This is a genomic window from Endozoicomonas sp. (assembly GCF_031844845.1).
In the GTDB taxonomy this organism is placed as follows: Bacteria; Pseudomonadota; Gammaproteobacteria; order Pseudomonadales; family Endozoicomonadaceae; genus Endozoicomonas.
Map to the genome: position 1 here is coordinate 1 of NZ_JAVRMB020000119.1, position 2,671 is coordinate 2,671.

At 48.1% G+C, this 2,671-nt stretch carries 4 protein-coding genes; 1 reads left to right on the forward strand and 3 read right to left on the reverse strand.

The annotated features are described in order from the left end of the window. The 3 genes from RM811_RS05705 to RM811_RS05715 form a co-directional block, all read right to left on the reverse strand. Nucleotides 1-172 (reverse strand): major capsid protein (locus RM811_RS05705; RefSeq protein ID WP_402521704.1); only part of this gene is annotated, 172 nt, incomplete at its 3' end. Nucleotides 173-302: 130 nt separating this feature from the next. Beyond that, on the reverse strand, nucleotides 303-668 hold the full coding sequence (locus tag RM811_RS05710; protein ID WP_402521697.1) for a head decoration protein: 366 nt from the start codon (nucleotides 666-668) through the stop codon (nucleotides 303-305). A 36-nt stretch (nucleotides 669-704) separates the two neighbouring features. After that, nucleotides 705-1,712: a head maturation protease, ClpP-related gene (locus RM811_RS05715; RefSeq protein WP_402521699.1), complete on the reverse strand. Its 1,008-nt coding sequence runs from the start codon at nucleotides 1,710-1,712 to the stop codon at nucleotides 705-707. A gap of 227 nt (nucleotides 1,713-1,939) precedes the next feature. Between RM811_RS05715 and RM811_RS05720 the strand changes: the two genes are divergently transcribed. Beyond that, nucleotides 1,940-2,671: C2H2-type zinc finger protein (locus tag RM811_RS05720; RefSeq protein ID WP_402521701.1), on the forward strand; the 732-nt coding region annotated here is incomplete at its 3' end.

Here is a 2,671-nt window from a genome sequence, read left to right on the forward strand (position 1 = left end):
TAACGAAGCTGCGAACCTTGCGCTTGTCACCGACCGCCTGAGTTGCCGGTGCGCCACGCTCGGAAGAAGGCAGTAAACGGAGAACCCCGTTCACGCTTTCCACAACAGCCGTGGTGGTATTGATCCCTGTCTCATTGAACAAGCAAACGACCGGGCTTATAATCCATCTCATTGATGGTTGCAGTCAGGCTTGAAAGACTGAAAGCGTCGTCGTTAAAAATATTCAGCATCTGTGGCATGTTATCGCTCCTTGATAACGGAAGGTTTTATAAAAGGAATTACAGCAGAGAGTGGTTAAGCGATTAAGCGTTGCGGGTGATAACATCCAACTCGGCCAGCTCTTTAACAGCATCAGACTGTTCTTCAGCAGTGATACCATCAGGCCATACCAGCAGACTATCTACCACTTCAGCAAGACGGGCGATAATCACACCATTACCACCAGAGGCATCAGTAACCTTGCCAGCGTACAGAACGCCTGCAGCGGTTTCGGTGCCATCGGCAGCGGCAGGAGCGAGTGGTGCATAAACACCAGTGGCAGATACTTTACCAACCACGGTTCCCGGCTCCATATCCAGATTGGCAGCAACCGGTACCTGCTCACGGCTGATGCTGTTGTTGCCTTCGGAAACCAGAAACTCACCAGTGTGCATTCCTTCAGTCTTCATCGTTAAAGTCCTTTTAATAAAGGGTTGGGGGAGGGTTTAAACCCGGTTGCGCTTGCTATAAATAGCCTGCGTGTCGATTGAAACAGCAGTTTCCTGGTTTCCCTTCTGCTTGGGAGGTAGAGCGTTGTTTATCGTTTGATCTGTGGAAGTGAGCAGATCAAATAATTCATTTCTCACTTCATCCACGGGCTTATTGGCTTCAATAAAATCAATGGATTTATTAGCCAGGGAGGCTGCTTTGCAGAGATTCTTGATCTCATCAAAGGCGGCCAGCCGATCTTTTACATCGGTTTCGGCCAGTTTCTCTTTCAGGAAGGCTTCTGTCTTTTCCGGATAGCCAGCTTTATTACACAGAGATGCAATAGCCAGAGCATCAACTTCCGGTTCTTTCTTTGGCTCCGGTTTTTCCAGTTCCTGCTGCTTATTTTCTGGTTGCCGTTCGAGTCGGCCAAAGCCAGCGGGAGTATTATTGAACATGGAGAGATCAAAACAGGCAGCGGCTTTAACCGGAGAATCGACCTGATCTACCAACCCGGCTTCTAATGCTTCGGCAGCGGTATACCAAGTCTCCGACTCCATCAGGGCTTTCATTTCCTCAATGGACTTGCCCGTTCTGTCGGTATACGACACAGTAATACTGTCCGCTATCTTATCCATCACATCAGCGGTCTTTCGCATTGCTTCAGCGTCACCCTGTGCCCAACCATAAAGGTTATGAATCATCATCATGGCGTTTTCAGCGATGGTGACCGTATCACCTGCCATGGCAATCACACTGGCAATGCTCGCCGCAAGACCCTCGATGCTGATATGCACATTGGCCTTATGCAGACGCAGAGTGTTATAAATAGCGATGCCCTCAAAGACCATTCCACCCCGGCAATTAACACGAACATTAATTTCGGCAGCGTCCACCTCTCTGATCTGATCGATCACGCTTTGTGCTGATACACCCCACCAGTCGTCAATATCATCATAGATAAAGAGCTCCGGGGTTTTGTCTGCTTCGTTTTTGAAGGTAAACCATTGGCGGTTATGAGCCATAGTATTTATCCCTGTGGTTTATTGTGCCTGTTATTATCGTTAGGGCCGTCGTCTTTAGCGCATGATCCGCTGTAAACAGATGCCTGCCTGGTGAAACTGAAGGTTTTTTTCCAGAATTTGGTCTATGTTTGTGCTCTGCCTGTAGAGTAGGCTGAGGGTCAGTAAAGGCTCTGGGAAGCTTATTTTGTGGACTGGGTTTCTTCACGTTTTAGGAGCAGGAGTACTACTTGATAAAAATATCAGCAGGGAAAAGCCATCCTGCCGTTCAATCTCATTACAACGTAAAAAGGCAGGCATCGGCACGCTTCCTGTTTGCCATGTCCAGACGGTCGGTAAAACGGGCCATTCAATGCTTACAAGGCAAAAGACATTCCAGTCGTGTAGCCCATTGGCACAATGCCCACAATTTTTCCGACTCTGTTTTTGAAGCGAGAACGATCAAAATTGAACCACCAGATCAGGGATATGTACCAACGCATATCCACGGCAAAGAACTGAGCTATCAGGATCAGTTCCATCAGGAATGCTCTACACAAAGCACCCTGCAAATGTACATGCCTGGTCGTACTGAGGAAAACTTCCATGAGTGTCAGGTATGCCAGAAATTATTTTCTTGTAAAAGCACCCTGAAAAGGCACCTGTACATCCACACCGGGGAGACGCCCTTTGAGTGTGAGCACTGTGAGAAGAAGTTTAATCGTAGTAGCACCCTGAAAACGCACCTGCTCATCCACACTGGCGACAAGCCCTATGAATGTGAGCACTGTGAGAAGAAGTTTAATCAGAATAGCAACCTGAAAACGCACCTGCGCATCCACACTGGCGACAAGCCCTATGAATGTGAGCACTGCGAGAAGAAGTTTAATCGTAGTAGCAACCTGAAAAGGCACCTGCGCATCCACACTGGGGAGACGCCCTATGAATGTGAGCACTGCGAGAAGAAGTTTAATCAGAGTAGC